The sequence below is a fragment of the Niallia sp. RD1 genome, from assembly GCF_024219955.1.
Lineage (GTDB): Bacteria > Bacillota > Bacilli > Bacillales > Cytobacillaceae > Niallia > Niallia alba.
The window spans coordinates 4,193,312-4,218,215 of sequence record NZ_CP100420.1; the positions used below are offsets into that span (position 1 = coordinate 4,193,312).

General features: G+C 35.0%; 21 protein-coding genes and 2 pseudogenes. 16 read left to right on the forward strand and 7 right to left on the reverse strand.

All coding sequences use genetic code 11. The annotated features are described in order from the left end of the window. The first annotated feature begins 552 nt into the window (after positions 1-552). From htpG to NKG37_RS20230, 9 genes are all read left to right on the forward strand, one after another. A complete protein-coding gene (gene htpG / locus NKG37_RS20190; RefSeq protein WP_254416429.1) occupies positions 553-2,430 on the forward strand; it encodes a molecular chaperone HtpG in 1,878 nt (625 codons plus the stop codon). A gap of 137 nt (positions 2,431-2,567) precedes the next feature. Beyond that, positions 2,568-3,293: an MBL fold metallo-hydrolase gene (locus NKG37_RS20195; protein ID WP_254415247.1), complete on the forward strand. Its 726-nt coding sequence runs from the start codon at positions 2,568-2,570 to the stop codon at positions 3,291-3,293. A 702-nt stretch (positions 3,294-3,995) separates the two neighbouring features. Further along, a complete protein-coding gene (locus tag NKG37_RS20200; RefSeq protein ID WP_254414845.1) occupies positions 3,996-5,312 on the forward strand; it encodes an ISLre2 family transposase in 1,317 nt (438 codons plus the stop codon). Between the two features lie 391 nt (positions 5,313-5,703). After that, complete coding sequence (locus tag NKG37_RS20205) at positions 5,704-6,819, forward strand: IS4 family transposase (protein ID WP_118977695.1); 1,116 nt, start codon at positions 5,704-5,706, stop codon at positions 6,817-6,819. Between the two features lie 222 nt (positions 6,820-7,041). Further along, positions 7,042-8,310, forward strand: a complete 1,269-nt coding sequence (locus NKG37_RS20210; RefSeq protein ID WP_016203707.1) for a sensor domain-containing protein — start codon at positions 7,042-7,044, stop codon at positions 8,308-8,310. Positions 8,311-8,580: 270 nt separating this feature from the next. Next, positions 8,581-8,955 carry a hypothetical protein gene (locus tag NKG37_RS20215; RefSeq protein ID WP_016203706.1) on the forward strand — a complete coding sequence of 125 codons (375 nt, stop codon included), beginning with the start codon at positions 8,581-8,583 and terminating at the stop codon, positions 8,953-8,955. Continuing rightward, positions 8,952-9,494 (forward strand): aminodeoxychorismate lyase, encoded by a 543-nt coding sequence (locus tag NKG37_RS20220; RefSeq protein ID WP_016203705.1) that lies wholly within the window; start codon positions 8,952-8,954, stop codon positions 9,492-9,494. Before NKG37_RS20215 ends, NKG37_RS20220 begins: the two co-directional genes overlap by 4 nt. Positions 9,495-9,646: 152 nt before the next feature. Next, complete coding sequence (locus NKG37_RS20225; protein WP_016203704.1) at positions 9,647-9,946, forward strand: phospholipase A2 family protein; 300 nt, start codon at positions 9,647-9,649, stop codon at positions 9,944-9,946. A gap of 61 nt (positions 9,947-10,007) precedes the next feature. Then, entirely contained in the window at positions 10,008-11,228 is a 1,221-nt protein-coding gene (locus NKG37_RS20230; RefSeq protein WP_254415248.1) for an MFS transporter, read from the forward strand. 260 nt (positions 11,229-11,488) lie between these two features. Here NKG37_RS20230 and NKG37_RS20235 read toward each other — a convergent pair whose 3' ends face one another. The 3 genes from NKG37_RS20235 to NKG37_RS20245 form a co-directional block, all read right to left on the reverse strand. Continuing rightward, a complete protein-coding gene (locus NKG37_RS20235; RefSeq protein WP_254415249.1) occupies positions 11,489-12,619 on the reverse strand; it encodes a glycoside hydrolase domain-containing protein in 1,131 nt (376 codons plus the stop codon). Positions 12,620-12,737: 118 nt separating this feature from the next. Continuing rightward, a complete protein-coding gene (locus NKG37_RS20240) occupies positions 12,738-13,688 on the reverse strand; it encodes an L-lactate dehydrogenase (RefSeq protein WP_016203700.1) in 951 nt (316 codons plus the stop codon). A gap of 134 nt (positions 13,689-13,822) precedes the next feature. Continuing rightward, complete coding sequence (locus NKG37_RS20245) at positions 13,823-14,041, reverse strand: hypothetical protein (RefSeq protein WP_254415250.1); 219 nt, start codon at positions 14,039-14,041, stop codon at positions 13,823-13,825. Between the two features lie 306 nt (positions 14,042-14,347). Between NKG37_RS20245 and NKG37_RS20250 the strand changes: the two genes are divergently transcribed. Further along, positions 14,348-14,869 (forward strand): GNAT family N-acetyltransferase, encoded by a 522-nt coding sequence (locus NKG37_RS20250; RefSeq protein ID WP_169188617.1) that lies wholly within the window; start codon positions 14,348-14,350, stop codon positions 14,867-14,869. Positions 14,870-14,956: 87 nt separating this feature from the next. Here the strand turns inward: NKG37_RS20250 and NKG37_RS20255 are convergent, their stop codons facing one another. Then, on the reverse strand, positions 14,957-15,799 hold the full coding sequence (locus NKG37_RS20255) for a TIGR03943 family putative permease subunit (RefSeq protein ID WP_254415251.1): 843 nt from the start codon (positions 15,797-15,799) through the stop codon (positions 14,957-14,959). Positions 15,800-15,814: 15 nt separating this feature from the next. Next, positions 15,815-16,681: a permease gene (locus NKG37_RS20260; protein WP_169188619.1), complete on the reverse strand. Its 867-nt coding sequence runs from the start codon at positions 16,679-16,681 to the stop codon at positions 15,815-15,817. Positions 16,682-16,844: 163 nt separating this feature from the next. On the opposite strand from NKG37_RS20260, the gene NKG37_RS20265 reads away from it, so the two are divergent. The 4 genes from NKG37_RS20265 to NKG37_RS20280 all read left to right on the forward strand — a co-directional run bounded on the left by NKG37_RS20265 (position 16,845) and on the right by NKG37_RS20280 (position 19,166). Further along, positions 16,845-17,012, forward strand: a complete 168-nt coding sequence (locus NKG37_RS20265; protein WP_254415252.1) for a hypothetical protein — start codon at positions 16,845-16,847, stop codon at positions 17,010-17,012. A gap of 3 nt (positions 17,013-17,015) precedes the next feature. Beyond that, positions 17,016-18,149 (forward strand): polysaccharide deacetylase family protein, encoded by a 1,134-nt coding sequence (locus NKG37_RS20270; RefSeq protein WP_254415253.1) that lies wholly within the window; start codon positions 17,016-17,018, stop codon positions 18,147-18,149. 305 nt (positions 18,150-18,454) lie between these two features. Continuing rightward, positions 18,455-18,565: a hypothetical protein gene (locus tag NKG37_RS20275; protein WP_254416430.1), complete on the forward strand. Its 111-nt coding sequence runs from the start codon at positions 18,455-18,457 to the stop codon at positions 18,563-18,565. Next, positions 18,516-19,166 carry a DUF2812 domain-containing protein gene (locus NKG37_RS20280; protein ID WP_254415254.1) on the forward strand — a complete coding sequence of 217 codons (651 nt, stop codon included), beginning with the start codon at positions 18,516-18,518 and terminating at the stop codon, positions 19,164-19,166. Before NKG37_RS20275 ends, NKG37_RS20280 begins: the two co-directional genes overlap by 50 nt. Positions 19,167-19,250: 84 nt before the next feature. Here NKG37_RS20280 and NKG37_RS20285 read toward each other — a convergent pair. After that, a pseudogene (locus NKG37_RS20285) lies at positions 19,251-22,206 on the reverse strand (Tn3 family transposase). A 146-nt stretch (positions 22,207-22,352) separates the two neighbouring features. Here NKG37_RS20285 and NKG37_RS20290 point away from each other — a divergent pair. After that, positions 22,353-22,928, forward strand: coding sequence for a recombinase family protein (locus NKG37_RS20290; protein ID WP_254415255.1), 576 nt, complete (start codon positions 22,353-22,355; stop codon positions 22,926-22,928). A 254-nt stretch (positions 22,929-23,182) separates the two neighbouring features. Here the strand turns inward: NKG37_RS20290 and NKG37_RS20295 are convergent, their stop codons facing one another. Then, positions 23,183-23,635, reverse strand: a complete 453-nt coding sequence (locus NKG37_RS20295) for a hypothetical protein (RefSeq protein ID WP_060668915.1) — start codon at positions 23,633-23,635, stop codon at positions 23,183-23,185. A 364-nt stretch (positions 23,636-23,999) separates the two neighbouring features. Between NKG37_RS20295 and NKG37_RS20300 the strand changes: the two are divergent. Next, a pseudogene (locus NKG37_RS20300) lies at positions 24,000-24,699 on the forward strand (N-acetylmuramoyl-L-alanine amidase). Positions 24,700-24,904 lie beyond the last annotated feature (205 nt).

A 24,904-nucleotide genomic window follows, 5' to 3' on the forward strand; every position in this document is an offset into this window, starting at 1 on the left:
TACCCAAGGTTGGGTGGTCTTTTTTATGAATGTAGTGGTGAGGCTTTGTCTGATATCCAAGTTGTGTTGGCTGATATATCGGAATTTTGGCTGATATCCAAGTTGTGTTGGCTGATATATCGGAATTTTGGCTGATATCCAAGCAGTGTTGGCTGATATATCGAAATTTTGGCTGATATCCAAGCAGTATTGGCTGATATATCGGAATTTTGGCTGATATCCAAGCTATTTTGGCTGATATATCAAAATTTTGGCTGATATCCAAGCAGTATTGGCTGATATATCGGAATTTTGGCTGATATCCAAGCTATTTTGGCTGATATACCGGAATAAAACCCTACTACTACTCGTAAATCACCACATTTATCCCATTCTAAGCACTCATCCAGCTTAAAATCTAATCTTAAAACTCTACCACACAATTTCTACAACTAATATCCTAATTATTGACATGGTAGATAAAATATGATATTTAATTAATAGATTAGCACTCAAGACTCTTAAGTGCTAATATTATTACATAGTAATCATACAGAAAGGGTGCGGAAAATGATCGAAACAAAAGAATTTAAAGCGGAATCGAAACGATTATTAGAAATGATGATTAACTCTATTTATTCTCAAAAAGAAGTTTTCCTACGAGAATTGATTTCTAATGCAAGTGATGCGATTGACAAGATTTATTATAAAGCCTTAACAGATGACACTATTAATTTTGAAAAAGATAATTATTTTATTAAAATTAAAGCAGATAAAGAAAATCGTACATTAACTATTTCTGATACTGGTATTGGGATGACGAAGGAAGAGTTAGAAACGAACTTAGGTACGATTGCGAAGAGTGGTTCCTTATCCTTTAAAATGGAAAATGAAGCAAAAGATGGACATGACATTATTGGTCAATTCGGTGTTGGCTTCTATGCTGCATTTATGGTAGCAGATGAAGTAACAGTGATTACAAAATCATTAAATAGCGATACTTCCTATAAATGGTTCTCTAAAGGCGCAGATGGATATACAATTGAAGAAACAGATAAAGACATAATTGGTACAGATATCATCCTTAAAATGAAAGATAATACAGAAGACGATCAGTATGATGAATTTCTTGAGGAATATCGTTTAAAAACGATTATTAAAAAATACTCTGATTTTATTCGCTATCCAATTAAAATGGATGTGACCTCTAGCAAATTAAAAGAGGGCACAGAAAATGAATATGAGGAAATTATCGAAGAACAAATCATCAACAGTATGGTTCCAATTTGGAGAAAGAATAAGAGCGAATTAACAGAAGAAGACTACCAAAATTTCTATGAAGAAAAACGCTATGGCTATGATAAACCATTAAAGCATATTCATGTTAGTGTAGATGGGGCTATTCGTTATAACGCGATTTTATATATTCCGGAAAAAACACCGTTCGATTATTATTCGAAAGAGTACGAAAAGGGACTAGAGCTCTATTCAAATGGTGTCTTAATTATGGAAAAATGCGGTGACTTGCTACCAGATTACTTTAGCTTTGTGAAAGGTATGGTCGATTCTGAAGATTTATCGCTTAATATTTCTAGAGAAATGCTGCAGCAAGATCGCCAGTTAAAACGTATTGAAAAGAACTTAACAAAGAAAATCAAAAGTCAACTCCTTAGCCTTCTGAAGGATGAAAGGGAAAAATACGAATCCTTCTATCAATCATTCGGAAGACAAATCAAATTCGGTGTCTATAATGATTTTGGAATGAATAAAGAGATGCTTCAGGATTTACTATTATTCTATTCATCTAAAGAAAAAAAATTAGTATCGCTAGATGAATATGTAGAAAGAATGCCAGAAGATCAAAAATTCATTTATTATGCAACTGGTGATTCTATCGATCGTATAGAGAAGCTTCCACAAACAGAATTAGTAGCAGATAAAGGCTATGAAATTCTGTATTTAACTGATGACATTGATGAATTTGCAATTAAAATGATTGCTACTTATAAAGAGAAAGAGTTTAAATCTGTATCTAGCGGTGATTTAGGTCTTGACCAAGAAGAAGAAAAAGAGGAAAAAGAAGTAACGGAAGAAAATAAAGCATTATTCGATTATATGAAGGACATTCTTTCCGATAAAGTAAAAAACGTAAAAGTTTCCACACGCTTAAAATCACATCCTGTTTGCTTAACAGCTGAAGGGGAAGTTTCGATTGAAATGGAAAAGGTCCTAAGCATGATGCCAGATAATCAAAACATTAAAGCAGATAAAGTCTTAGAAATTAACAAAAACCATGAAATTTTCCAATCATTAAAAGATGCGTTTGAAAATGATAAAGATAAAGTAACGCTCTACACAAATCTTCTCTATAACCAAGCATTGTTAATTGAAGGGTTATCGATTGAAGATCCAGTTGAATTCACCAATAATATGTGTAAACTGATGAAATAACAAAATCAAAGCCGCTCTATTAACAGAGCGGCTTTTCTAATTCAAAAACATCTTCTTTCTTATTTAATTAATGTTTTACTATTTAAAACGAAACCGCTATACTTATAAAAAAACAATCAGAGATGGGGAACAATACTATGGCAGAATTAAAAGGAATAGAGACTTTGACGATTGAAAAAGATTCCTTTGTCATTCACCCAACCCTTATATGGGATGAAAAACAAACATTGTTAATCGATACTGGAATGCCAGGTTATATGGAAGAAATAAATCTTGTCATGGATAAAGCAAATAAATCTTTGGAAGATTTAACTGGAATTTTGATAACACACCAAGATATTAATCATATTGGAAGCCTGCCAGAAATATTAACTGCCTGTACGCAACACTTAACAATCTATGCACATAAAGAAGAAATTCCATATATAGAGGGTGATTTACCATTATTAAAAACAAATCCTGCTAAATTCACTGAAGAACAATGGGAGGAATTATCAGATTTCTTAAAATTCACTTATCTCCATCCCCCAAAAGCACAGGTTACTGTTTCATTAGAAGATGCTCAAACCTTAGAAATTAATGGCGGGATAGAAATTATTCATACTCCGGGCCATACCCCAGGTCATATTAGTTTATTTCATAAAAAATCAGGTACTTTAATTGCTGGGGATACCTTACTTGCTACAAATGGTCACCTTCAGCCTCCTAATCCGGTAAGTACGCCAGATATGGAACTTGCGATTCAATCAATAGAAAAATTTTTAGCGTATCCTATTAAACAAGTAGTATGCTATCATGGCGGTATTGTTACTGAAAATGTAATGGAACAATTACAAAGTCTAGTAAAAACAAAAGCTAGCTAACTAAGATGGGCAATTGGAGGTTTTTCCTCAACCTATTATAAATAAGTTGAGGAAATTCTTTTTTAAATGGCTGTTTTCGTAAAGTTTGTTGCGATTACCCGCAGCCTGAATTCACTTCGCTTTCCATGGGACTAAGCTTAAGCCTGCTCAGCTTCACTCCGGGGTCTCAGACTGTCTCGCTAATCCCCGTGGTATCTTCGTGTATTCCGGCTGCTCCAATTTTCCTATTAATTCTTTTTTCCTATTGAAAAAACAACAATCCTTTAGAAAACAGCCCTTTAAATATAATCATTTTAGCAAAATATATTATAAAAAGAATTGAATTCCCCGCATTCCAAAATAACCGCCAAAAAGCACCAAAATTAGGCCTGAAATTCTGCTCACAAAAGTAATTAATTGTTCAGAGACAACATTTCGGAAAAAACTAGCTAAAATGGATACCGATAGATCCCAAATGGCTACACCAAATAACATACAGCCAGTATAAAGAAGAGTATGAGTAAAATGTTTGTGGGAGAATAAATAATATCCTTTTTGTCTAGTTGGGGGACGAGTCCCCCAACTAGACAAAAAGGCCACCAAGCGAAAGCGCGGTAGCTGGAAAAAATTAAGTATTAAAAAAGAGAGCTTCCTTTTGTAAAGTAGAGTTTGACTAGAAAACTACGAAAAGGAGAGGCTCTCATGAATCAATGTAACATAAAAATGCCATCATTAAAAGAATTGGAAAAAACTTTATTTCGAACACTACAAATGACGTTTCAAGAAATCCTTATTCAAACGTTAGAAAATTGGGATCAAGAGATTGCCAAGCAACGAGACAAAAGAAGATTTGCTTTACGTGATAAACGAGAAATACGATTAGATACAGCGTTTGGAGCTGTGGAGCTGAAGCGTAATTATTATTTTGATCGTGTGACTAAAAAATATATTTGTCTATTAGATCACTATTTACAGTTTCAGGGGAATAAGGGATTTAGTCCGCTACTAGAAGAATGGGGGTTAGAACTAGCGACGAATGGCTCCTCCTATCGAAAGGCGGTGGAAACGTTCGAACAATTTTTAGGCTATTCGGCGATGAGCCACGAAGCATTACGGCAACATCTTCTTCAAACAAGCGTACTTCCCGCTAAGGAAAAACGCCCTTTTCAAAAGGTATTGTTTGTCGAAGTAGATGGATTATATGTGAAGAGTCAAGAAAAGAAAAAGCGTGGATGGGAGTTGAAATTCGCCGCTGTACACGAGGGATGGAAAGAAAACGGAAAGCGAATCAGGCTCCGAAATAAAAGGCATTTTCTTTATGAAGGAAAAGAACCCTTTTGGGAAGCCTTTGAAACGTTCTTACAGAATCATTATGCGTATGATCCTACCCAAACCTTGCTTATTATTAATGGTGATGGAGCAGGCTGGATAACGGCATGTCGGGAGTATTTTCGGGAACGCGCCTTTTTCACCATGGATCGTTTTCATGTCGCTCGTTCGATGAAGCAACTAATGAAGAGCCATCCTCGATACCGCTACATGAAAAGAGCGTTAAGAAACTACCAGGTAGAAACATTACTTCTAGAGTTGAATAGCGCAGTAGGAACAATGGATACACCAGAAAAAGAAGAAAAACTAGAGCATTTCCTTGCCTTTTTAACGCATCATCAGGAAACCATAAAAGATTACCGTAGTTGGTTACAGGAAAAAGGTGTGGACACGACAGCGTATCGTCCAATGGGAAGTGCAGAGGCGATGATGAATCAATTAGCCAAACGATTAAAGAATGGAAGAGCATGGAGCAAAAAAGGGGTCATGAGCATGGCGCGCTTGTGGATTGGATTGAAGGATGACCTATCCATCCAAACGATATATGGGAAATGGGAAAAAGCCACGGAAAAATCAAAGAAAGAGCATCGAGCGAAAAGAAAAATACCCACAAAATTAGTAACAGAAACCGTGCGTCAGAACATGCCATACTTAAATCAAGCGATTGGAAAACCCGTTCACTTTGCCTTACAGGGATTAAAAGGTTTTTAAAAAATGAGAGAATCAACAGTTGGAAGAACAAAACCAATTGGAAAGCGGATACAAACTTAGAGGTTTTACTTTATAAAAAAGGGAGCTAAAAAAACTCCCACAAAAACTTGACTCAATCGCATGTACCACATATTTAGCAAACTTTTTTAAATATCGGTTATAATGTCATATGAAAGCAAAATTAAATAGCACACATTTCTCTTGATTTCAAAGCAATCTTTTAATAATAGACTAATAATGATATAATAGTTCACTAGTGTTGCATTAATTTAAATTCACTATTAAAAATACTCAAAATGTTCAATATTATTATTTTATGCAAAGAAAAAGTCCTTTATAATGGATTAGTCAGGTGGTAACCCGTCCAAATCCACTAAAAAAGGACCAGCACATGGACAAGATTACACGAAAAACTTCATTTGGACAATGGTTTTCACCTATAAATCTTCAATTATTTGAAGAAAACGTGAAAACGATGAAATTAGATTACTATACGAAAAAATTAACGACAGAGTCATTTCTAAAATTACTACTTTTTGCGCAGCTACAAGAAATTGAAAGTCTGCATGCGCTGGGTGATTGTCTTTTCGATGACCAGCTTCAAAAAGGGATAGACCTTGATTCTATTAGTATTTCTCAGTTGTCACGGCGGTTAAACGGCATAAACCCTGATCTATTTCAAAGGCTTTTCCTTGATTTAGTGTCACAAATTCATGCCAAAACGCATTACACGAAACTCGTGATGCCGTTAAAAATCATTGATTCAAGCACATTGCCACTTAATTTGACCAATCATAAATGGGCTAAATTCCGCAAAACAAAAGCAGGTGTAAAGTTACATTTGCGCCTTGTGTTTATGGAAAAGGGTATATCCTATCCTGAAAAGGCCGTTATGACAACGGCAAAAGAACATGACCGTGGTCAGCTTGAAATCATGGTGGATGATAAAGAATGCATGTATGTGTTTGACCGTGGCTACCTAGATTACGAGCGCTTTGACCGAATGACAGATGATGGTTACTTTTTTCTTTCAAGGCTACGGAAAAACGCAGTCATACGGGAAGTTTATAATTTTAAACTACCCGAGAATTCAGCTGTTTTGTCAGATCAAATGGTGTTGATTGGTACGACTCAAAACCGTGCTGAAAATTACTTTCGTCTTCTAAAAGTGATGGATTCAAAAGGAAATGAACTGCATTTAATTACCAATCGTTTTGATTTGAGTGCCGAAGAAATTTCAGAGATGTACAAATCACGGTGGGCAATTGAGTTGTTCTTTAAATGGATCAAACAGCATCTCAGCATCAAAAAGTTCTACGGTCAAAGTGAATGGGCGATTCAAAACCAAGTGTTTATCGCACTGATTGTTTTTTGCCTACATGTTCTCGTACAACTTGAAACAAGAAGTAAGCGAAAAACCTTACAAATTAGCCGTTATTTAAGGGCTGCATTGTGGAAACCAGCCCATATCTGGCTTCGAAAGATTGAAGGGAAAGCCATCCCTTAATAAGCAAATTGTTGTTGTCGCACAAGTCTAATTGTAAAAAAAACCCAAATGGATGGAGCCACCTTTGAATAGGTATTTACCTTTTTGGCTCTAAACAAGGAGGATAATAAGACTGAAAATTGCGACAATATTTATGCAACACTAGTGATAATAGTTAAATAATAGAAAATACAGAAAATACCCATTTGCCTATATAATTATTCTTTAGTAGGAGACTTAACTATGAATGGTAGGAAAGATAATGATATGCCATCTCTTGATTTTTTTCAGATGCTAGTAGAGCAGGTTAGTGACTGGATTTGGCAAATAAATGAACATTGGGAATTTACGTATTCCAATTCGATAGTAGAAGAAACATTAGGGTATTCAGCTAATGAACTACTTGGAAAATCAGTGTTTTTATTTATTAAAACCGATGAAGTCGAAACTTTAAAAGCAATTATTTCAACTGCTAAGGAGAAGAATAGCAGCTTACATAATCTTGATTTTACGATGATTCATCGGGATGGTTATGACGTATTTATTGAGGCCAATGCAAAGCCCGTACTAAATGAGAAGAACAAAACAATCGGATATAGAGGTATAAACCGTGACATTACCTTATGGAAGAAGAATCAAGTGCGTCAACAACAATTGCTAGATATCATTGAAGCTTCTCCTGATTTTATTGCAACAGCTGATAGCAATGGAAATACGACCTATTTAAATCCCTCAGCTAGAAACTTTCTAGGTATTCCAGAGGGAGTTGAAAATCTTCAATCTGTTAATGCACAACTATGGACGAATAAGTTTGTAGAACATAATGAAAATGAACTTTCTAAAGAGAAAAGTATATGGAAGGGAGAAAATACCCTTTTTAACTCATTTGGAAAACAAATACCTGTATCCCAAACAATCGTAAGTCATAAAGCAAGCCATCAAAATGTTCATTTCCTCTCAACTATCGCAAGAGATATTTCAGAAAGAAAGGCTTATGAAACAATTATAAAGCGGCAAGCATTATATGATTCCTTGACAGAGCTACCTAATCGACGTTATTTATATAAAACCCTTTCTAATTTATTGGAGGACAGAGACGAGATACATACATTTGCCTTGCTATTCATCGATATTGATGATTTCAAACAAATTAATGATACACTTGGACACAAATATGGGGATCGAGCTCTAAAGCTAATCGCTTCAAGAATGAAAGGTTCAGTAAGAGAACAAGATTTCCTTTGTCGTTTAGGAGGAGACGAATTTATTCTTCTAATAGAAGGCATGAACACAGAACAAGAGTTAGAAAATTACGCTCAAAGGCTAGTGGCTATTTTCAGTCACCCGCTTAGAATGGATAATAAACTTTATTCGATTACATGCAGTATCGGAATTAGCATCTATCCAAATCATGGAAAAGATGTAGAAACATTAATGCAAAATGCTGATAAGATTATGTATCATATGAAGAAAACGGGAAAAAACGGTTTTCAAATTACACATACAAATTAAAAAAGATTCATAGGCATTTGCCTATGAATCTTTTTTTATAAGACTATATACCTAAAGTGGTAAATCAATTTTGAAACGAGCACTTTCAAATAGCATAAATCTATTGTTTTAAAGCATGTTTTCAACTATATTCATATAATAAAAGTTGCATAATTATCCCAACTTGTCTAACTATTGAAGGATTTTGTAGAATATGATCGAAAAAAATTAAAAAAGAATGTATAATAGATACTTAGGAAAGTGGATTCTGAAAGAGGGAGGATCTTTAAAATGGAATGGACATTAGCCATTTTGTTTATTGCAGCAGCCATTTTGCTCATTACTTCCGTTATAAAAGCAAAACAAACGTCAAAATCAGAACAACGTGAAATAGATGTAATTCACCTTTCTGTGATGGAAGAAATAGCACAGTTGCAAAAACAAATACGCAATCTTGAGTTAGACATAGAAATTATGGAAAAAGAAGCAGGCGTTCAGCTAGCTTCCAAAGACCGCACTGTTTTAAGAGAAGTACTTGACTTGCATAGACGAAAGTATTCAGTTGAAACTATTGCCGCTCAAAAGAAGCTTACTCAAGCTGAAGTAGAAGAGATGTTAGCTCCTTACTTACTTGCAAAAGAGGAAAGGAGAAGTGTTTTACAATGAAACCAACAATAATTACAAGTTTCGCAGCTGGATTACTTTTAGCAACTTCTGTTAGTGGAATTGTCTATTTTTCTACTAAAGATGATTCTGTTAATGCAGAAGAAAATAACAATGTCGAAAAGGTAGAAAAAGTGGATGGCGATGTAGCCAACACACCAACTGTGGAAGAAATGAAAGAAATTTTAACGAGCAGCGGCTATGTTGTTCAAACATCTGAGGAAGCCAAACAAAAAGAAGAAGAGCTAAAAAAACAAGCATCTGAATCTAATTCTTCTGATGAAAAGAAAGATGATAATAAAGAAGAAGAGAAAAAAGAGGAAGTAAAAACAATTACTATTCGAGTTACAAGCGGTATGACTAGCTATGATGTTGGAAGTATTTTAAATGAAGAGAAGTTTATTAAAGAAACGCCACTACAATTCTCACAAAAAGTAGAGAAAAAAGGGGTAGCGAATTATTTAAAACTTGGATCGTTTAAAATCAAAAGCGATATGTCGACCGATGATATTATTTCCACTATCTTCAAAAAGCAAAGCTGATAAAAAGCTTGTCCAAAAGGGGTTTACTCTATTGGACAAGCTTTTTTATTTTTGGTTAAAACACAATCTTCTGTTTTCTACTTCCTATATAGATTGTTTCCCCATACCATTTCATACAAGCTTCATAATCTATATGGAAAGGGGAATGAATAATGCAAAAGAAAAGAAGCAAAAAAAATACAATTAAAATTTGCCTGCCTGGTGGTTATCGCTATTGTGGACCAGGATGCAGTGGACCTGGTGCTCCAATAAACTATGTTGATTCCTGCTGCCACAGACATGATCAATGTGTAGAAGCGTACGGATCTTGTCGCTATTGTGATGAAAGATTACTACGCTGTGTTCAATCAAAGATAAGGGAACGTAATCAAGAAGGAAAGACCGCCAGATTAATTAATGACTTTATGCGATTTCGACTTGAAATTAATGGTGGATGGAGACGCAATCGATAATAACTTTCTGTGAACCCTAATATACTTAAGATAGTGTATCTCCAAATAAAGGAGGCAGGAAATGAACTCATTCTATTTTACGGAAGAATCTAAAGAAAAGCGGGAGCAAAGAGTAACATTAAGAACGCTTTTCTTTGGCGGGTTACTTGTTGTTTCCAGTTTGTATGTAACAATCCCTTTATTAAACGCTTTAATGGCTACATACAAAATCCAACCTCTTCACAGTGGTTGGAGCAGCAGTATATTTTCTTTTTGCTATGCGGTAGGATTAATTTTCTTTGGATTGCTGTCAGTCAAAGTGCAGAGATATCATCTTTTTTTAGTATGCTTTATCGGAATGACTTTCATTACACCATTCATTTCTCTATCTCCTAATTATGTACTTTTTCTTATTTTTAGAGGAATACAAGGCTTTATCGCTGCTTCTTTTGCTCCTAACGCACTCGGATTTGCTTTGGAGTGGTTTCCAGTTGAAAAAAAGGTGCTTGCTATAGCATGGATCAATACCGGATTCTTGCTTGCTGGAATCATTGGTCCATTTATTAGTAATTTTGTTCTTAACTTATGGAATTGGCAAGCAGTATTTATTGTTTTTGGAATCCTCTATTTCCTCATGCTGCTTTTTATTTTTTATCATTTGCCAAAGACCAGCAATCATCAAATACAAGTGGAAAACCAAGATATTATTTTACAAATGAAAGAACTACTCGCGAAAAAGCATATTTACCTCTGCTATTGGATAACAGCAACATTACTGTTTTCCTATGTTTCCTTCTCTACATTCATCGATCCCTTTCTTAAAGAACAGGCATTTACGCCAACAACAATTTTCAATCTAAAATTAGTTGGAATGATCGGCGTCTTTTTTACACTCGCATCTAATTTTTTGATCAAACTTTATGGGAAGCAACTCGTTTTGCGATCAGGCCTATTAATTGCCATTTTCTCTATTTGCATCTTAGCCTTTTTAGGTTCTAAGTGGTTAATCGGCATCGCGATTATTTTATTTATCGGAGGAATCTCTGTGTCCATTCCTGCGAATATAGCGCTTATCCATGAATGGGGAGGTAAACACAAGAACTTAGCTATTACCTGCTATACCGTTATTTTATTTATAGGGGCTTCCATTGCCCCCGTATTTTCCATTTACTTAATAGAAAAGGTTACAATAAGTGTTGGAATGATCGTGCTAAGTGCAATCCTTTTAAGTTCATTTACTAGTTCTTTATTTATCCGTCCAAGAACTTCTTCCAAACAATTAAAAAAGAGAGATAAAATTTAGGCTGCTTTTCGTAAAGTTTGTTGTGATCTTGTGTTGATCAACTAATAAAGAGAAGCATCAAGTAAGTAAATACCTGTTGCTTCTCTTTATAAAAAAACATCTTACTTTCCGAAGACTCGTTAGTAAGATGTTACTTTATTTAATGTTTCCATAATACATCTGTTAGGTTACTGTTAAACAAATTAGTATCTATATTGCATGTTTCATCATTAATACCGTATTGCCAGCCGTAAGCAAGGGAACCCTCTGGTGCGTCTACATTATACTCCTTCTTCTTCTGTTGTAATCCCAATGTTTGGTGAAGCAGACCATAAATACGTATTCTCTTTTATTTCTCCTTTATTTTCAGCGGCCTTATTAAAAGCATTTGTAAGCGCCTCTCCTGAATCAAAAATACCATAAATAGCAGGTTCATAGGCTGACTTGCTTACCTCGTCATACCAACCTTCAATAAAGGCAGCATCAACAGGATAATTTGGCTCAATATCCGCAAAAATAGCGACTCCATCTGGAGCACCAAGTTCTTGTGCTAATTCGACCGCTTTTTTCGCTTCATTTACCCCATTATCAAAGCCTGTTGCATCGGTAAAACCATTATAAATAAGCAAGATATCCACTTCATTAGAATGAATTAAATCAACTTGTTCCGATGTTAATCCATGTGATACCCCTTCATTTGTTCCTAAATAGCGCGCAACGACTTTCGGATCACCGAAATTATCTCTTACACAAGCATAAAAATCTTCTGTTGTTTCACTTGCAGAATCAATGCCCCATAAATAGGAAGTTTCCTTATCTTCTTCCTTATTTCCGTTTGAATCACTACCGTTATTCTCTTCATTTTTATTGCCATCATCATTATTACTTGTATCTTCCTTATCATTGTTGGAAGCTTCTTGTTTTCCATTTGTATTGACTTCATTGGAGACATTAACATCTACATTTAAATCTAAATTATTTAAAAGATTATTCGCTAATTCTGTTTTGCCATTAGAAAGGATATTATTAGTAATATTATTATTTGTTGTTCCATTAACCTGACCTTTTAAAATATTCTCGATAGCATTATTGATTGTTACCGATGCTTCGTTTTCTGACTGATTTTCAATTTTATTATTAATGGAAGCATCTTTGTCCTGAATATCATTTTTCACCTTATTTTCAATCGTTGCTTTTGATTCACCACTTACTATATTTTGTATATTGTTCGTTACTGAAATATTAACATTGCCTTGGTTGCTTTCCGTTGTAGCAGTACCTTGTGAATTAACTGCATTGCTTTGTTCTTTGTCTGCTTCGACCTTACTTTGAAAAAGCAAAACAGTAACAATTCCAGAAAAAAGAATCAAGAAAGTAGCAGCTGCTATAAGAATGTATTTCTTCCAATTCATTCTGTCACACCTTTCCTAATTTACTTACCATATAAAGTATGTAAATTAGGTTTATTGGGTGTGGGCTTTTTGTATGGGAAGTAATACCTTCAGAAGCATTTTGATCTGAATTCAGTGCTTAGCTAAAATGGGGTTTAAGAATATCTTTTAAAACACTTGCACTTTTATGAAATTTTTGTTGTTCATCTTCCGCTAATTCCAATTCAACGATCTCACGTATACCCTCGCGATTTATAACCGCAGGAACACCAATATAGACATCTTTTTCCCCGTATTGGCCATCTAAATAGGTGGAAACAGTTAAGACACTATTCTCATTACTTAAGATTGCTTTTGTTATTCTCACAAGCCCCATTGCAATCCCATAATAAGTAGCACCTTTTCCTTCAATGATTTTATAAGCTGCATCACGTACATTAACAAAAATTTCGTCTAAATCTTCCATTTTATAATGAGCAGCTCTTTGCATTAACTTATATACAGGAATACCAGCAACATCGGCAGAACTATAAGCTGGAAGCTCGCTGTCACCATGTTCCCCTATAATATAGGCATGAACATTGGTTGGAGCAACTTTAAAGTAATCTCCAAGCAAAAAGCGGAATCGAGCAGTATCTAATATCGTTCCAGAGCCAATAACTTGGTTTTTCGGCAAGCCACTGTATCTCCAAGTAGCATAAGTCAAAATATCTACTGGGTTTGTTGCAACTAAGAATATTCCATGGAAGCCACTTTCCATTACTTGATCAACAATCGATTTAAAGATTTTTAAATTCTTTTCAACTAAATCAAGTCGAGTTTCTCCAGGCTTTTGATTTGCTCCAGCACAGATGACAACTAGATCCATGTCTGTACAATCTTTATACTCACCATATTTAATGTTTATTGGATTAGGAGCAAATACCTTCCCATGATTCAAATCCATTACATCACCATAAGCTTTATCTTTATTAAGATCGATTAATAATAACTCATCGACAATCCCTTGATTCATTAATGCAAAAGCATAGCTAGAACCAACAAAACCTGTACCAATTAATGCAACACGACTGACTTTATTACTTAGCATAAGATCCTCTCCTTTAGAACATAGTTTACTTTTATGGTTTGTTGTTCTTTAGGAATTATGTATCTTAAATAGAAACAAGAAATACTCACTTAGAATAAACAAAGAGAAGCCTAAAAAAATGGCTTCTCCAAATTCTAGCGTCTTCTTTTTTTATTATCTGCTGCAACAGCTGCCTTTTTTACGATTTTTTCAAATTCTATATTGACCTGATATACATGGTCTTTTACTTGATTAATGGACAGTACCTTACCTTTACGGCCTTTAATCTTCACTTGTTGATCAATATTTGGTATTTCCTGCCGTAATTGGGTCAATACATTCGTACTATTCTCAAAAAAGCGAATGGTAACCATCTATCGACGTCACTCCTTTAACAAAGTTTTTTCATCATACAATAAATATGGGTAAACAAAATAAAATAGAACAAAAAACATAGTGCAACATTTAGGACAATTCAAAAGAAAAGTGGAGGGAATCATGGATCGTAGGGTTGAAGCAAGATGAACGATTATGAAGCCCATCAGCTCTTTGCTGTTCGAAGATAGTTACCATATCGACTTCAAAAAACTTATCCTTTCTTTCCTGCAAAAAATACGAACAAAGTTCCTGTGTCTTCGCTTATAATAAGAGAAGACTATACAAAGGTGAGGGAACCATAGATGAAAATTTCCTTTAAAAAAATAGGTGTGCCAACAGATAAACTAATAGCCAGTTTAAATAAATGGGAGAATGACCCAAAATTAGTCCCATTAATTCATCCTTGCAGAAATCAAGATGATATAGAAAGCTATGTACTGATTACAAAAGAAGAAATAAAAAAACGCCTAACGAAATATCAAATGTATGAAATTTATCTTGGAGACATACTGATTGGAGAAATGAATTACACAGTGGATCCGATGCATTTATATAAAAAGGAACGAGGAACAGCATGGATTGCCATCACCATTGGTGAAGAAATAGCGAGAGGGAGAGGTGTCGGCTCTATTTCACTGAAATACTTGGAAGAAGAGATAAAAAAACAAGGTCTCAAAAGAATTGAGCTCGGTGTATTTGAATTTAATAAAAATGCCCATAAGTTGTATCAAAAGCTGGGCTATCAAGAAATCGGCAAAAACAAACAATTTACCTTTTACCAAGATAAAATGTGGGATGATATCCGAATGGAGAAATATACTTGAACCTTTCATGACTGAATACAAGAGATTTAGCGAACAATATATAAATAAAAAGGGAATGTTGCGAACAAACGAACATTCCCTTTTTATTTAATATTGTCTATATACATATGGATCATTTGGCTGATTTATTGATTTCCAATCTGTCACTTTAAGAATAGGTATAGTTTTCTTAAATGGTTGATAATAGATTGTTTCCAATTTTCCCGTTACTTGTAACCACTGATCATTATCTGCCTTCATCTCTTCTGGAATATCAAGCAGCATTCCAAACACCCCAGCATCTGCAATACAGTGAATAATGCCAAAGCGTAACAAGAACAACTGATTATTCGTTAAATCTTCTTCATGATAAGAAAAACCTGTGATAGTAACTTGTCTACCCATAAATTCACCTGGATAATTATAAATGGTTTCTAAATCATTTAAAAAATTATCTTCACCTAAAGTAATTTCTTTGAGATTCTTTATTTTATCCAAACCTTTATCCATTACTTCTGCATATCCTTCTTTGCCATAATAGCTGCTTGTATTTGGCTGTAGGAATTGATACTGGCTATATTCATCGTCTTCATCATATGCAGGGAAATATAATCCCTTTTTTTCGACGATATTAGAATCAAGGGTTGCTACTGGCAGTATTAAACCAGTTATAACAGGAATCAGCAAAGTTATAATCGTTAATCCACGCTTCCACCAGCTATTTTCTTCATGGGAATGATCATGACCACATTGATCACATGTCCCATCATGGCTATGTTTATCTTTTTTCACATAGTTATAGACAGATATAATTGTAAAGAGAACAAATATATAAATAGCAGACTCGGAAATATACGAATATTTCATATTAATATATTTCGAAATATCGCCGGTTGCATGTAAATGTAAAAGTAAATAAGTGAAGCCAATTAACACAAATACCCGAAGCATGATTTTTTCACCTCTTTATAGGAAAATTGTTACAAGAAATACAATTGCTGTAATTACACCAGTTAATAACATGACAAACTTTGCTTTAAATGTGCTTAACAACATTAATGTATTTTTAATATCTAACATTGGACCAAATATAAGGAAAGCAAGGATGGAGCCTTCCGAAAAGCTGTTTCTAAAACTCGCTGCCACAAATGCATCTGCTTGGGAACAAAGACTTAATATAAAGCCAAGTCCCATCATAACTAGATGCGAGGAAGCCTGACCCGTTCCTATCGAAACAAGGGTGGAGGTTTTCACGAATGTTTGCACAGCTGCAGCAATAAACGAGCCAATAACTAAGTATTTTCCTACAGAGAAAAATTCATCGATTGAATGCTTGAACATTGCGTCGATCCGCTCCTTGAAGGAATGAAAATGTATATGTTCTATTTTGTTATTTTTCAATGGAGATTGTTTTACCGTCTTATGAAGAATAAGACCAACAAGAATAGAACAAATAAGCGCAAGCACAGAGCGAAGAATAACCATTCTCCAGCTATTTCCGAACGCCACATACGTAGAGAAAATCACCACTGGGTTAATAATCGGACCAGTTAACATAAAGGCGATACTCGCAGGTACAGGAACACCTTTTAAAATTAAACGCCGCGTAATGGGAATAATTCCACATTCACATGCTGGGATAATACTCCCTACTAAAGAAGCACTTAGAATCGCAAGAATTGGATTCTTCGGGATTATTTTTGCAATAAGTTCTTCTGAAACAAAGATTTGAATGATTCCAGAAATAAGAACTCCTATTAGGATAAAGGGCAATGCCTCAATAATAATACTTATAAAAATCGTATTTAATTGTAATAATGTTTCAACATTCATTTTCTAGGAACACCTACTTTTTGGTATGAGTACATGAGTTTCTCATTATAAGGAACAATTATTAAAATCAGATGAGAACCAAAAATAGGGTTGTAGATGTGGTTCTTTTATTCATTGCAAATAGTTGCCATACCCTTTACATTAAGAGGAGGTAACCAATAATTTGAAGGGAAGTGGAGGGGAACTGAAGGTAAAACATTTGCTTAGTGTAGTAGTTATTTTTCAGTTCATTTTCATTGTGGGATGTAGCGCACAGAAAACGAAGGAATCAGAGACTCTTCAACAAAGTGCGACGAAACAAGAACAAAAAAATAGTGATCTTACTGCCTAATATTTGTCCATTATTGTTAATCACGCAAAAAAGGGAGAAGCAGATTCAAGCTCCTTTAATGTATTTTCAAGTACCATGCAAGAGGTAAAAAGCCATTGGGGAGGGCCAGGGCCAGCCAAAACGGATCATGTTGGGAACGGTTATTACGCAACCTATGACGATAAGAATACCGTGTTTGGCTTTACTGCAGAGGGAAAGATTTATGATATTCGCTCCTATAATAAACAGTTGAAAACCATTAGTTTATCTGATTTAAAAAAAGTATTAGGAGAACCTGCAGAGATTAGAGCGGGAAAGGGAGAACAAATTTTAGTTTACTCCTTTTCAGAAGAGGTCCAGCTTAAGTTCATCCTTTCTAATGAAACAGAAAAGGTTGACCATTTATCTGTTTATAATCAAACTATTGTTCTGCCAAATGAGGATAACTATATTTTAGATATTAAAGGTAACTCCAATCAGTTAACGACGAATGCTTGGAATACGATGCAAAATTGGAGGAATGACATCGTGAAATGGAAAGAAAATCAACCCAATTTATATGTAAACGGACCAAATGAAAAGAAAATTTCGCTAACATTTGATGATGGACCCGACAATAATGTTACACCTCAAGTTATTAATATCTTGCATAACTATAAAGTGACAGGGAATTTTTTCTTTATTGGCAGTGAAGCAGAAAAGTATCCGCAAGTAGTTAAAAATGCTTATGATAACGGAAATGTAATATTAAGTCATAGTTATCATCATGTCGATTTGACTACTTTAACCAAGGAAAAACAAATAAATGAAATTACGCAAGCAGGTAATGCCATTTATTCCATTATCGGAAAAGAACCAGCGATGATACGGCCACCTTATGGAGAAACAAATGAAATGTTAATAGACAATGCGACAACCAAGGGATATTCCATTATTATTTGGTCGATCGATACACTTGATTGGTCTCAAATGGAAGCAGAAAATATAATTAAAAATGTAACAGATAATTTGCGTAATGGCGATATTATTTTGATGCATTCTGATTCAGAAAAAACAGAAACAGCCAAAGCGTTGCCAAAAATAATTAAAGCGGTTCAAGAGCGTGGATTCAAAATTGTAGGGTTGGATGAACTTCTTGGAATAAAAGCTTATCAATAATAATCACAAGAATATTCATTTTATATGAAGCTAAATATTGGATAACCTCCCAACGTAAAAAATGGAGGTTATCTTTTTATATTTACAACAAATATTGGAAAGAGTATTATTATGTTAATCGATATATCGTAATACATAATACTTATTAAATGGAAAGAAGGAATAATTCTAGATGGAAAAATTTTAGAGAGGTGAATACTTTGAAAAAAACAGTTCGAAAACTCAGACCCAGTAATTATTGGCGAATCGGAGAACATGAATGTTGGTTTACAGATATGGCAAATAAGGGCTATCATTTGAAAAAGATGGGTTTATATTTTGCCAAGTTCGAAAAAGGGGAAACGAAAAAAACAAAATATAGAATAGATGTTTCAACAAAAAGGAGTCTTTCTCCAGAACAACTGCAATTATGCTGATAGTGGATGGGATTATGTAACAAGCTATCAATATTTTCACGTTTTTTCATCACCAAATGAACGTAATGCACCAGAACTTCATACAGATCCAGCAGAACAGGCCTATACTTTAAAAAAATTTGATAAAAAGTTAGGGTCAAACGCTTGGATAGGTACAATTGCTATAGTTTTTATGACCTGTATGCTAGCTGCTATATGGTTTCTTGATAAAACACCTACTTTAGTTTTAATGGAAGGCTTCGCTTTACAACAAACCCTTTTAACCATAATCATTGGATATACTGTATTGACCTCCTTACAAGCAGCCATTTCTATCCGTGCTTTACGAAAAAACTTATTAAGTGGAAACCCCATTGACCACGATGCACCTTGGAAAAAGCACTATCGCTTTAATTCTATCATTGGCTTACTATTTTCAGTTGCTGCAGTATTTAGTGCACTCATTCCATTTCTACAGCTTGTAAAAGAGGAAACAAAAACATTACCTTTAGAGAGCGATCATTTACCGTTTGTCAGATTAGCCGACGTAGAAGACAATATAGCTTTAATGCGTGGTGATTCGTCCTATATGAATAACAAGGTTGATTGGAGCAATCGCTAGTCTTATAAATGGGGTACAGTCAGGAAAATGCGGATTTACAACGCTAACCCCATTTCCCCGACTATTCCCCCAGTTTTAACAACGTTAAGAAAGTTTCAAGGGTCTTAAAGAATCTAACGAGACCATTTTCTCCGAATTAAAATGGTATTCTCCAAGTAAATTAATATGTTCCCAACCTAGAGGTGACATATGGTGCAATAATTCTTCATTAAAACTACCTGACCGTTTTTGATATTCAACTGCCTTTGTTAGATGTAAAGTATTCTAGATACTGATGGCATTGATAATGATGTTTAAGGCACTGGCTCTTTGCAATTGATGCTATATGGTTCGTTCCCTAAGCTCACCTTGTTTTCCAAAGAAAATAGCCCTTGCCAATCCATTCATGGCTTCTCCTTTATTCAATCCTCGTTGTATTTTTCTTCTTAATGATTCATCCGATATATAATTCAAAATAAAGATCGTTTTTTCTATTCGGCCCATCTCACGCAAGGCGGTAGCTAAGCTGTTTTTTCTTGAATAGGAACCTAGTTTCCCCATAATAAGGGATGCTGAAACTGTTCCTTCCCTTATAGAATGAGCTAATCGCAAAACATCTTCATAATTTTCTTTAATGACCTTTGTATTTATTTGTCCACGTAAAATGGCTTCTAATTTTGGAGATTCGCTTGCTTTATCTATTGTAAATAATTTTGAATCTGATAAATCTCTTATTCTTGGAGCAAATTTAAATCCTAATAAATGGGTCAGTCCGAATATTTGGTCTATGTAACCAGCCGTGTCTGTATAATGCTCTACTATATTTAGATCCGTCTCATGGTGTAACAAACCATCCAAAACATGAATCGCATCCCTTGAATTAGTATGAATAATCTTTGTGTAATAAGAAGAAAATTGATCACTTGTAAAACGATAGATGGTGGCTCCTTTTCCAGTTCCATAATGTGGGTTTGCATCTGTATGTAGTGATGAAATTCCTAGCTGCATTCTCATACCATCTGACGAAGATGTTGTGCCGTCTCCCCAATAAGAAGACAATTATAGCTTGTGATGAAAATTTACTAATACAGCTTGGGCTTTATTCATTGCGTCTTCATACATGCGCCATTGAGACACATTGGCTAGTTGCTTATATGTAAGCCCGGGTGTTGCTTCAGCCATTTTGCTCAAGCCAATATTCATTCCCATTCCTAAAAGAGCAGCCATAATAATGATTGTTTCTTCTTTATCTGGTTTTCGTTTGTTAGAAGCATGTGTAAATTGTTCATGAAATCCTGTTATATGGGCAACATCCATAAGTAAATCGGTTAATTTTATTCTTGGTAGCATCTGATACAGGCTTGCACTAAATTTCTTTGCTTCTTCTGGAACATCTTTTTCTAATCGTGCAAGTGACAGCTTTCCTTTTTCAAGAGAAACTCCATCTAACTTGTTGGAATTAGCAGCTAACCACTGTAACCTCCCATTAAGGCTGCTAGTTCTCTCTGTAATATAATCCTTGAATGATAAACTAACCGATAATCTTGTATTCTCCTTCGTTTGATTCCATGTATCTTCGGAAAACAAATATTCCTCAAAATCTCTATATTGTCTAATGCCCATAATAGAAACATCTCCTGCCTGAATATGCTCCCGAAGTTCTGTTAAAACAGCCATTTCATAGTAATGCCGATTGATTGTTGTACCATCATCCTCGTATAAATGCTTTTTCCACCGTTTTGAAATAAAATCCACAGGTGAGTTATCAGGCACTTTTCGCTTCCCAGATTCGTTCATTCCTCGTATAATCTCTACAGCTTGTAAAAGTGGCTTATTCGCCTTTGTGGAATGAAATTCCAATACCCTTAATAGGGTTGGCGTATATTTTCTAAGAGAATAAAATCGTTTTTGCAGTAAGTCTAAATAGTCATAGTCGGCAGGACGTGCAAGCTCCTGAGCTTCTTCCACTGAAGAAACAAAAGAATTCCATTCAATAACCGATTCTAAAACCTCAAAAACGTCTAGTTTTTCCCGTTTTGCTTTGATTAAAGCTTGTCCGATGTTCGTATAGTGTATAACCTTCTCATTCAGCTTTTTCCCGTTTTGTTTCTGAATTTCTTCTTGAGCCTTACTTCCTTTTGATAACAGACTGAGTATTTGTCTGTCATGAATTTCAAAGGCTTTATCCGTTAAATCCTGAGTAAGGTGTAATAAATAGACATCGAGTATCGTTTATTTTCTTGAAAGTCACGGAACGCATAAGGCTCATATCTTGAACCTTAGCGAGATAGCTGTAACAAGCGATTGCGATGCAAATGATTAATTTGTACCGTTTCTAATTCCATACCTCGTATGTATTCGAGTCGTTCTATTACTTTTAGAAATGTTTCGGATGAAGGATGACCCGGTGGTTCCTTTAACCAACCCAGTATCGTTTTATTGGAATCGGATGAATGTTGCGAAGTAATGATTTCTTCAAGCTTTTCTTTTTGCTCACTTGTTAGAGATTGACTAACTGTATTAAACAGCTTCTTTTCAGCCATTTCTCTCGCCTCCCACACCATTCTTTCAAGTGTAGTGATAGCAGGCAGTATGATTTTGTTTTTTCTTAGAAAATATATGCATTCATGTAATAAATGGCATCACCGTTTTCCAAAGCTAATTGATGAAGATGCTTAAATGTTATTCGATATTATTTTAGGGTAAAAGTTACAAAGTTGTATTCACTTAGTATTTCTTTCAAATGATCCCAAAGTGCATTTTCTCTTTGAAGATAATGACTTAGCGAAGATGGAGTGGTACCGATTTGTTTCGATATATAATGTATGACTGTATCTGGGATACTTTTGATATGGGTGTATGGCCAACCGGGATACCGAAGAACGGCTAATTGAATAGCAAACCCTAAACGGTTTTCTTCTCTCCTTCGCTTATTAATTATTTCTAAATCACGTATGGAAAAGGTGAAGTAGGTCCCCAATATCTATTCATCTTCATGGATTTGCATAAAACCCTGTCTCTGTTCCGGTGTAAGCAATTCTCTACCTCTCGCAATTTTCATTCAGTATCATCCCATTTCTGTATTTTTCAATTTATTAGCTCAATTATGTATCAATAGAGTGTACTCTATTGATACAAGTATAGTAGACTGATAAAATCATAGTTAAGAGTGTCTCATAAGACTTGTCTCAAAAACGAGGTGAAATTTTGCAGAAAATCGGTTATGTACACGTCAGTTCGACTAGCCAAAATCCTTCAAGGCAATTTCGGCAATTGAACGAAATTGGAATGGATATTATTTATGAAGAAAAAATTTCAGGAGCCACAAAAGATCGTGAACAACTTCAAAAAATGTTAGAGGATTTACAGGAAGGTGACATTATTTATGTTACAGATTTAACTCGGATCACTCGAAGTACGCAAGATTTATTTGAATTGATTGATTTAATACGAAATAAAAAGGCACGCTTAAAATCACATAAGGATACATGGCTAGATTTATCAGAAGATAATCCATATAGCCAATTCTTAATTACGGTAATGGCTGGTGTTAACCAATTAGAGCGAGACCTTATTCGTATGCGTCAGCGTGAAGGAATTGAGCTCGCAAAGAAAGAAGGAAAGTTTAAAGGACGGTTAAAGAAATATCATAAAAATCACGCAGGAATGAATTATGCAGTAAAGCTATATAAAGAAGGAAATATGACTGTAAATCAAATTTGTGAAATTACAAATGTATCTAGAGCTTCTTTATATAGAAAGCTATCGGAAGGAAAAAAATAAGCATTCATTACTTATATTAAAAATTTCCGGGGATTGTGAAACAACGTACCTAACCAAGCAGGCTATTTCTATAAGGAAGTATCAATATTTGTTTATCTAACTAGGCACGATCATCAAAGGGTTCCGAGTACATTTTAACGGAGATATACCCTAAACTCAGATTTAAAGCAAGGCTGTATTTTTCGAGAACACTTTATAAAAAACAACCTTAGTCAATCACAAAGGAAGGTTGTTTTTATAAAGTCATGGTCTAATTAAAACAATTGCTGTCCCAAGAGCATACTTGAGACTGAAAAGGCACCAGCAGGTGGTAAAACACTAGTATATATGGGAGGTCCCAAACGGGTTGTAAAGGTTGTAGCAATCCAATTTCCATATTCACCAGCCAGCAAAGAGGGAGGTTTCGTTATAAACCGTCCACTTAAAACGAAATGCAGAATGCTTATAGCGGTCTCATCAAATATTGTCAAGTTGCCAAAAAAGGAGGCATATGGTGAATCGAAACTTATTTGTTTAGCGCTTTCGTCCCAATACCCATTAATCGGAATAGGTATACCACGAAAATTAACTGTACCGACTACTTTGTTGTCTACAATGGAATCAATGGTAAGTATACCTCTAATAATGGATCTCCCCGCAATAGAAGCATCAATCCCCCATACGGATGGAAAGGGGATACTAACTTTGGCTGTCTTTGGAATTTTCAAAATTAACCTCTCCTTGATTATTTTATGTATGGATTGAGTTGTATTTAATCATAATCCTGTAGTAATGATACAGTATATGCACAGAGAATCACTTAGGTGTTTTGTTAAGAAAGAAGCATCAATAATCAATCAGCCTACTGTCTAGATGAACAAGAGTTTGCCTGACCCACGAAAAATATGGAACATTAATTCCTGCTGCTCATACATATGGTCTCGCATTTGGAAAATTTCTTAGCTTTAAAATAAATCATCTGATTCAATGAAATGTAATGCCTATCATCACCTATTTTTATATGTACCTCAGACGAATGCCTATACCTCCGTTACTCTTCGATCATATTGTATTTGTACGAGGTGGTGTAAAATGTTTAAATTATATTTAGATCCTGGTCACGGGGGAGTGGACCCAGGAGCTATTGGCAATGGGATGCAGGAAAAAGAAATTACCTTAAATATTTCCCATAGCATCCGAAATCTCTTGGAAAACCATTATGAAGGCCTGCAAATTAAAATGAGTAGAACAGCAGATATTACGCGCAGCTTGAAAGAACGTACAGATGATGCGAATGCTTGGGGTGCAGATTATTTTCTATCCATCCACGTTAATGCATTTAACGGTTCAGCTCATGGGTATGAAGATTATATTCATAACAGTTTGTCTGATTCATCGAGAACAGCGTTAATTCGGGACATTATGCATGAAGAAATTGTCAAAGTAAATAACTTGCATAACCGTGGTAAAAAAAAGGCCGATTTCCATGTACTGCGAGAAACCAGAATGTCCGCTTTATTAACGGAGAACGGATTTATTGATCATGCAAGCGATGCCCAAAAATTAAGAGACCCGAATTGGCGGCAAGCGGTTGCCCAAGGGCATGTTAATGGGTTAGCACGCGCGTTTAATTTGAAGAGAAAATCGACTAATCTGAAAAGCAAATATGGCTATTAAACGTGTAATTGTTGACGGTGTGCAAGTAGGTGCTTACGCAGAAGAAGAAAATGTGTTGAGAACTGTAAAACGCAACCTGAGAACAGCACAAAGGATTATTATTGAAAATGTGTAGTTTCGTTGGGAAAACGGTTGCTTGACTGCGAGCACGTTAAAGTTTTATCAAAATGGATAACTAGGCTGGATGAACAAAATATACGCTAAGTCTTTGATGTGACGGGCTTAGCATTTTTTTCTTGCTCTAAGTTAGTCCGGCCGATATAAGCCAGGACTAGCTTAATATCAGATGAATAGAACGAAGTTGTTGAGGGAATTATAGC